This is a genomic window from Micromonospora sp. NPDC002575 (assembly GCF_042889525.1).
GTDB classification, from domain to species: Bacteria; Actinomycetota; Actinomycetes; order Mycobacteriales; family Micromonosporaceae; genus Micromonospora; species Micromonospora carbonacea.
Window position 1 is genome coordinate 104,110 of the sequence record NZ_JBIARA010000021.1, and the last position, 7,519, is coordinate 111,628.

Consider the following 7,519-nt stretch of genomic DNA (forward strand, 5'->3'; position numbering starts at 1 on the left):
AGGCAATGTCCCGGTCATGCGAACCACGGAAGCGCAGGTCAACAGCGACATCACGTTATGCGGTGGGGCGGACGGGGCTCGAACCCGTGACCGATGGATTATGAGTCCACTGCTCTAACCCGCTGAGCTACCGCCCCGCAACCGCGCCGGATCGTAACCCGCCCGGCGACCACCGGCCAGCACGAAACGGCCTCACCCACCGGCGACGGATCGATGATCCAGCACGATGGGCAACGCGAGGATAACAGCACGCAGCCGTCCGCGACGGCCTCAGCCCGGCGCGCGCAGCTCGGCCAGCACGGCCCCGGCGGCACGCCAGCCGCTGGCCAGCGCGCCCCGAATGGACGGGCTGTCGCGGTGGTCCCCGGCGACGAAGCGGCCACCGCCGAACGCCACCGGTTCGCGCAGCCGGCCCTGCGGCGGGCAGCGCGGCGGGGACGTCGACGGTGGTCAGGTGCTCCCAGTCCGCCGTGGGGCGGCCGTAGAGGCAGGCCAGGTCGGCACGGACGACCGGTTCGGGTGGGGCGGACGGGCCCGACGCGACGTCGGGCTCAGCGGGCACGACCCGCCTTCCGGTCCGTGCGGCCCAGCCGGCCGGGCCACCAGATCGGCGCCCCGATGTCGTACGACAGGGCGGGCACCAGCAGCGAGCGGACGACGATGGTGTCGAGCAGCACCCCGACGGCCACGGCGACGCCCAGCTCGACGAGGACGACCAGCGGCAGCACGGCGAGCGCGGAGAACGTCGCGGCGAGCACGATGCCGGCGGAGGTGATGACGCCGCCGGTGACGGCGAGGCCGGCGAGCACCCCGGGGCGGGTGCCCCGGTGCACCGACTCCTCGCGGACCCGGCTCATCAGGAAGATGTTGTAGTCGATGCCGAGGGCGACGAGGAAGACGAACGCGAACAGCGGGAACGACTGGTCGACGCCCGGATAGTCGAGCAGGTGCCGGAAGATCAGCGCGCACAGCCCGAGGGTGGCGAGGAACGACAACACCACGGTCGCGATGAGCAGCAGCGGGGCGACCAGGGCTCGCAGCAGCAGGGCGAGGACGACCGCGATGACCAGCAGCACCACGGGGATGATCACGTTGCGGTCCCGGGCGGACGCGTCGGAGGTGTCCACGTTGATCGCGGTGAACCCGCCGACGACCGAGTCCGAGCCGGGCACGCCGTGCACCGCCTCTCGCAGGTTGCGGATGGTCCGTTCCGCGCCGTCGCTGTCGGGCGGGTCGGCGAGGGTGGCCTCGAACTCGACGCGGCCGTCGACCACCTTCGGCGGGGCGTTCGGGTCGGGCGGGCCGGCCTGGCTGCTCCGGGTCACGGGGCGGACGGCAGCGACGCCGGGCACCCGCTGGGCCGCCTCGGCGACCTGGCCGGCGTACTCCTGTCGGGTGAAGATGGTGGCCGGGCTGCCGGTGCCGGCGGGGTAGTGCGCGGCGATCACGTCCTGGCCGGCGACGGAGTCGGTGCGCTGGGTGAACATGGCGCTCTGGCCGAGGGTGGTGACGCCGAGCTGGGTCAGGCCGATGGTGAGCAGGGCCAGCACGACGGCGGTGGCGAGCCAGAGGATCCGGGCCCGGCGGGCGACGAAGCCGGCGACGCGGCTCCAGAGGCCGTGCTCGGTCTGCGGGTCGGCCTGGTCTGCCGGGGGGCGGCGCGGCCAGAACGCCCACCGTCCGCCGAGCACCAGCAGGGCGGGCAGGAAGGTCAGCATGACCAGCAGGGTGGCGGCGATGCCGATGGCGGCGACCGGGCCGAGCGCCCGGTTGGAGTTGAGGCTGGACAGCAGCAGGCAGAGCAGGCTGAGGATGACGGTGCCGCCGGAGGCGATGATCGCCGGGGCGGCGCCCCGCCAGGCGGCCCGCATGGCGTCCCAGGGACGCCCGTGCCGGTGCAGTTCCTCCCGGTAGCGGGCGATGAGCAGCAACGCGTAGTCGGTGCCCGCGCCGAAGACGAGGACGGTGAGGATGCCCTGCGCCTGCCCGTTGAGCTTGACGACGTCGTGGTCGGCGAGGAGGTAGACGAAGACCGCCGCGAGGGCGTACGAGGTGCCGGCGGCGAGCAGCGGGAAGATCCACAGCACCGGGCTGCGGTAGACGACCAGCAGGATGACCAGCACCACGCTGAGGGTGACCAGCAGCAGTGGGCCGTCGATGGCGCCGAAGACCTCGATGAGGTCGGCGAGCAGCCCGGCGGGTCCGGCGACGTCCACGGTGAGCCCGTCCCGGTCGCCGCCGGCGATGGCCCGCAGGTCGTCGACGGCCTGCCCGATCCGCTCGCCCTCGGCCTCGTCGATGGGCACGACCACCTGGAGGGCCTGGCCGTCCCGGCTGGGCACGGGCGGCGGGATCGGTGTGACGACGCCGGGGACCTGGGCGAACCGGGCGGCGTCGGCGGCGGCCCGCTGCCGGTCGGCGTCGGTGATGCCGGTGGTACGCGAGTAGACCACGAGCGCCGGGGTGGTCTGCCGGTCGGCGAACTCGGCGGCCAGGTCCTGCGCGCGGGTGGCCTCGGCCTTGGCGGGCAGGAAGGAGGCGTTGTCGTTGGTGGAGACGTCCCCCAGCTTCCCGGCGTACGGCCCGGCGACCCCGCCGACGACCAGCCAGCCGAGCACGACCAGTGCCGCGACCAGCGTGGCGGTGCCGCCCCGTCTTCCGGCCATCCCACCCACCCACCTCATGAATCGACGCAGCAATCGACGCAGCGGGAGTCCAGGTCGACATCGACCATCCTGCCGGCCGGGTGCGCCCAGGCGGGCCGAAACGGCCCCGTTACCCCCGCCCGGCCCGCGCCGCCGCGCGTCGCACGTCGTACGTCGCGCCGTCGCCCCGCGTACTCGCCTGCCGGGGTGTGAGAGGGGAACCCTTCTCTACCGCAGGCGTTAACAGGGGACCCTTCCTTGCACCGAGTGCATGCGAGAGGGCCCGTCGGCTGCGCCGACGGGCCCTCTCGCTGTTTGCTCCCCCGTTTGGACTCGAACCAAAAACCTGCCGGTTAACAGCCGGCTGCTCTGCCAATTGAGCTACGGGGGACCGCTCGTCGCCCGGGTCGGATCTCTCCGGCGCCCCCGGCGACGGCACAAGAGTACAGGATTCACCCGGGGTTTGGTCCAGGGGGTTCCGGCGCGGGGCGCACCGACGCCGGGGGTTCCGCAGCGCCCGGCGGGCGGACAATTCGCCATCCGGGCACAACCAGGTATGGGCGCGGTGGAGGATGGGTAGTTAGCTGCCGACAGAGGACGTAGGCGCGAAATGCTCGTCGCCCGCGGGGCTCGCCCCGGGGAGGCGACGGCGCGTCAGGTACGGAAGGAGCCGCCATGCGCGGAAAGATCATGTTTCTTGGCGGGCTGGCTGCGGGATTCGTCCTGGGCGCCCGTGCCGGCCGGGAGAAGTACGAGGAGCTGGTCGTCCGGGGCCGCAAGGTGCTCGACCACCCGACCGTCCAGGAGGCGGCCGGCGTCGCGCAGGCCCAGGCCAACCGGCTCTACAGCGAGGGCAGGGAGAAGCTCAGCCAGTCGAAGCTGGGCGAGAAGCTGAGCAGCAACGGCGGCAGCGGGGGCGACAGCGGCAAGCACGAGCTGACCGCCGCCGACAAGCCGTTCGCGGGCACCCCGGCGACGGTCGGCGCGAAGGCGGGCGGCGGCTCGTCGGGCACCGGCGCGTCCGGGTCGACCACGAGCGGGTCGGCCTCCGGCCCGGCCCGGACGAAGCCGTCCGGCACGGGCGCCAACGGCAGCGCTCTCTGACCCGGAGCTCGCAGCGGGCCGGCCACCCTCGGGTGGCCGGCCCGCTTGCTGTACCGGGCTGCGGTCGACATCAGCCCAGCTCATCCCACTTTTGCTGAGCCGAAGCGAAAGTTGGAGCGTTTCCACGAAAGCTCCTCCCTTCGGCCTCTTCTCTTTCCTCCCCGACGCAAATATGGTCCTGCGTAAGACCCTGGCCAGGCTCTCGTCACCTCCCCAAGCGACCACCTCAGCCACGTCCCGGTGCTGAGGCGGACCCGCCTGACCAGAGCGAGGTTCGATGCTCCGAACCACCGGCCGCAGGGCCGCCACCCATCTCAGCCTGTTAGCCCTCGTCGGCGCGACACTCGTCGCGACGACGCAGCAGCAGCCGACCCCGGCGCTCGCCGCGCCCACCACCGTCCTGTCCGCGCCCTCCTCACCCAACGGCATCCAGTACAAGGTCCTCGTCTTCACCCGCTCCGCCGGGGGGAGCCACGCCGCCACCGCCGCCGGGGTGGAGGCCGTCCGGCAGCTCGGCAAGGACCGCCGGTTCACCGTCGAGGTGACCGACGACGCCCGCAAGTTCGACGACGCCCACCTCAAGCAGTTCCGGGCGGTCGTCTTCCTCAACACGGCCGGCGAGGTGCTCAACGACACCCAGCAGGCCGCCTTCGAGAAGTACTACCGGGCCGGCGGCGGCTTCGTCGGCGTCCACTCGGCCATCGAGGCCGAGCCCGACTGGTCGTTCCTCACCGACGTGCTCGGCACCCGGGCCACCGGGGCCGCCGAGGTCGCCCCGGCGACCGTCACCGTCGCCGACCGGGTCCACCCCGCCTCGGCCACGCTGCCGGAGCGCTGGCGGCACACCGACCGCTGGTACAACTACGCGGCCAACGTCCGCGGCGTCTCGCACGTGCTGGCCACGGTGGACGAGAAGACGTACACCGGCGGCAGCATGGGCTACGACCACCCCGTCACCTGGTGCAAGGACTACCAGGGCGGACGGTCGTTCTACACGGGGCTCGGGGCCACGCCCGCGAGCTTCCGCAGCACGGACCTGCGGGCCCACCTGGGCGGCGCGATCCAGTGGGCCGCCGGGGTGACCGACGGCGACTGCGGCGCGACCGTGCTGGCCAACTACCAGATGACGGTGGTCGGGGCGCAGCCCAACGTCAACGAGCCGATCGGCTTCGACGTGCTCCCCGACGGCCGGGTGATCCAGACCGACCGGCGCGGCGGCGTGCGCCTGCACGACACGACGACCAACGAGACCACCGTGCTGGCCCAGATCCCGGTCTACACCCACAGCGAGGACGGGATGTACGGCCCGGCGGTCGACAACGACTTCGCCACCAACAAGTGGGTGTACCTCTACTACGCCCCGCCGTTGGACACCCCCACGGGCGCGGCGCCGACCACCAGCACCGACCCCACCACGTGGGACCGGTGGAAGGGCTACTTCCAGCTCTCCCGCTTCAAGTTCGTCGACGGCGAGACCCCGTCGCTGGACGTGTCCACCGAGCAGAAGATCCTCCAGGTCCCCGTGGACCGGGGCGCCTGCTGCCACGTGGCCGGCGACATCGCCTTCGACTCGAAGAACAACCTGTTCCTGGTCACCGGCGACGACACCCCGTCGGGCGCCGGCGGCTCCGGCGGCTTCTCCCCGCACAACGACTCGGTCAGCGCGGCCGGCGTCTACCAGGCGCCGTTCGCCGACGCCCGGCGCAGCTCCGCGAACACCGACGACCTGCGTGGCAAGGTCCTGCGGATCACGGTGGGCGCGGACGGGTCGTACACGGTCCCGGCGGGCAACCTGTTCCCGGCCGGCACGGCGAAGACCCGGCCGGAGATCTACGCGATGGGCCTGCGGAACCCGTTCCGCATCACCGTCGACGCCAACGACGTCGCGTACGTCACCGACTACTCCCCCGACTCGTCGACGGCGGCGGTGGGGCGGGGACCGGCCGGCACCGGCCGGATGATGGTGATCGACAAGCCCGCCAACTACGGCTGGCCGCTGTGCGTACAGCCGAACCTGCCGTACATCGAGATGAACTGGACGACCAGTCCGATCACGCCGGTCGCGCCGTTCGACTGCGCGGCGCCGCGCAACACCTCGCGGCACAACACGGGCCTGACCGAGCTGCCGGCGGTCGAGAAGTCGGAGCTGTGGTACTCGTTCCAGGCCCCCACCCCCTGCCCGGAGTCGTACCTGTCGACTCCGACGCAGACCTGCCCGGTGCTCTTCCCCGAACTGGGCACCGGTGGCGTCGGTCCGCACGGCGCGGCGAAGTACGACTACGACCCGGAGCTGAGGTCGGAGACGAAGTTCCCCGCGTACTACGACGGCGCCATCGTGTTCGGTGAGTTCACCCGCGACACCCTCAAGGAGGTGCGCCTCGACTCCAACGGCGACATCCTGAAGATCAACAACATGCTGAACTGCGGGCAGGCGCCCACCACCCCCACGCAGCCCTTCCTGTGCGACAACCCGATGGACATGCGCTGGGGCGCGGACGGCAACCTCTACCTGCTCACGTACGGCGACGGGTTCTTCAACGTCAACCCCGACGCCGCCATGCTGAAGTTCAGCTACGTCAAGGGGCTGCGGGCGCCGGTCGCGGCGCTGACCGCCACCCCGACCAACGGCACCGCGCCGCTGACCGTGGCGTTCTCCAGCGCCGGCTCGAAGGACCCGGACCCGGCCGACTCCATCTCGTTCGCCTGGGACTTCGACGGCAACGGCACCACGGACTCGATCGACCCGAACCCGTCGCACACGTACACCGCCAACGGCGTCTACACGGCGCGGCTGACGGTGACCGACTCCAGCGGCAAGACCGCCTCGGCGAACACCACCATCACCGTCGGCAACACCGCGCCCACGGTGACCGTCAACACCCCCGTCGAGGGCGGCTTCTTCCAGTGGGGCGACAACATCCCCTACACGGTGACCGTCACCGACCCCGAGGACGGGCCGGTCGACTGCAGCAAGGTCGAGGTCACCTTCGTCCTCGGCCACGACCAGCACGGCCACGGCGGGGCCAACGCGTTCGGCTGCTCCGGCGTGCTGCCCACCGACCCGGACGACGCCTCGCACGGCGGCTACATCTACGGGGTGATCAGCGCGTCGTACACCGACCGCGGGGCCAACGGCCAGCCGGCGCTGACCACGGTCGACCAGCAGGTGATCCAGGCCAAGCGGCAGGACGTCGAGTTCGCCGCCGACCAGTCCGGCACCACGGTCGCCAACACGTCCGACGTCGGCGCCGGGCAGCAGCGCGGCAGCCTCGACCCGGGCGACTGGATCGCGATCAACGGCACGGTGAACCTGACCAATATGCAGTCGGTCACGCTGCGCACCTCCGGCGGCAGCGCCGCCACCGCCGGGCAGCCCCGGTTCGGCGTCGAGTTCCGGCTCGACTCCCCCACCGGCCCGCTGCTGACCACCGCCACGGTCAACGCGACCACCGGCAACACCGTGTTCACCAGCACCACCGTCCCCTTCACCGACCCCGGCGGCACCCGCCGGCTGTACCTGGTCTTCACCGCCGTCCCCGGCGGCCCGGCCAGCGGCTTCGGCAACCTCAACTGGGTCGAGTTCAACGGTCAGGGCATCGGCGTCACGCCCTGACCCACCAGGGGTGGGGGGGGGGCCGGCGGCCCCCCCCCCCCCCCCCCCCCCCCCCCCCCCCCCCCCAAAAACCCCCAACAAACCCCCCCCCCCCCCCCCCCCCCCCCCACCCCCCCCCCCCACACCCCCCCCCCCCCCCCCCCCCCCACCACCCCCC

General features: G+C 72.2%; 3 protein-coding genes, 2 tRNA genes and 1 pseudogene. 2 read left to right on the top strand and 4 right to left on the bottom strand.

Translation table 11 applies throughout. The features are described from left to right. Positions 1-63: 63 nt before the first annotated feature. The 4 genes and pseudogenes from ACFYWL_RS26025 to ACFYWL_RS26040 all read right to left on the bottom strand — a co-directional run bounded on the left by ACFYWL_RS26025 (position 64) and on the right by ACFYWL_RS26040 (position 3,036). A tRNA-Ile gene (locus ACFYWL_RS26025) sits at positions 64-137 on the bottom strand. Between the two features lie 133 nt (positions 138-270). Then, positions 271-535, bottom strand: a pseudogene (locus tag ACFYWL_RS26030) (amine oxidase); the annotation flags it as partial. A gap of 16 nt (positions 536-551) precedes the next feature. After that, positions 552-2,666 carry an MMPL family transporter gene (locus tag ACFYWL_RS26035; protein WP_386977626.1) on the bottom strand — a complete coding sequence of 705 codons (2,115 nt, stop codon included), beginning with the start codon at positions 2,664-2,666 and terminating at the stop codon, positions 552-554. Positions 2,667-2,963: 297 nt separating this feature from the next. Further along, positions 2,964-3,036, bottom strand: a tRNA-Asn gene (locus tag ACFYWL_RS26040). Between the two features lie 284 nt (positions 3,037-3,320). Here ACFYWL_RS26040 and ACFYWL_RS26045 point away from each other — a divergent pair. Together ACFYWL_RS26045 and ACFYWL_RS26050 are read left to right on the top strand one after the other, a co-directional pair. Then, positions 3,321-3,749, top strand: a complete 429-nt coding sequence (locus ACFYWL_RS26045; protein WP_386977629.1) for a hypothetical protein — start codon at positions 3,321-3,323, stop codon at positions 3,747-3,749. Positions 3,750-4,026: 277 nt separating this feature from the next. Beyond that, entirely contained in the window at positions 4,027-7,362 is a 3,336-nt protein-coding gene (locus ACFYWL_RS26050; RefSeq protein ID WP_386977632.1) for a ThuA domain-containing protein, read from the top strand. The last annotated feature ends 157 nt before the right edge of the window (positions 7,363-7,519 follow it).

Coding starts and splice junctions, on each gene's coding strand:
- ACFYWL_RS26050 (WP_386977632.1), top strand. CDS start 4,027: ATGCTCCGAACCACCGGCCGCAGGGCCGCCACCCATCTCAGCCTGTTA.
- ACFYWL_RS26035 (WP_386977626.1), bottom strand. CDS start 2,666: ATGGCCGGAAGACGGGGCGGCACCGCCACGCTGGTCGCGGCACTGGTC.
- ACFYWL_RS26045 (WP_386977629.1), top strand. CDS start 3,321: ATGCGCGGAAAGATCATGTTTCTTGGCGGGCTGGCTGCGGGATTCGTC.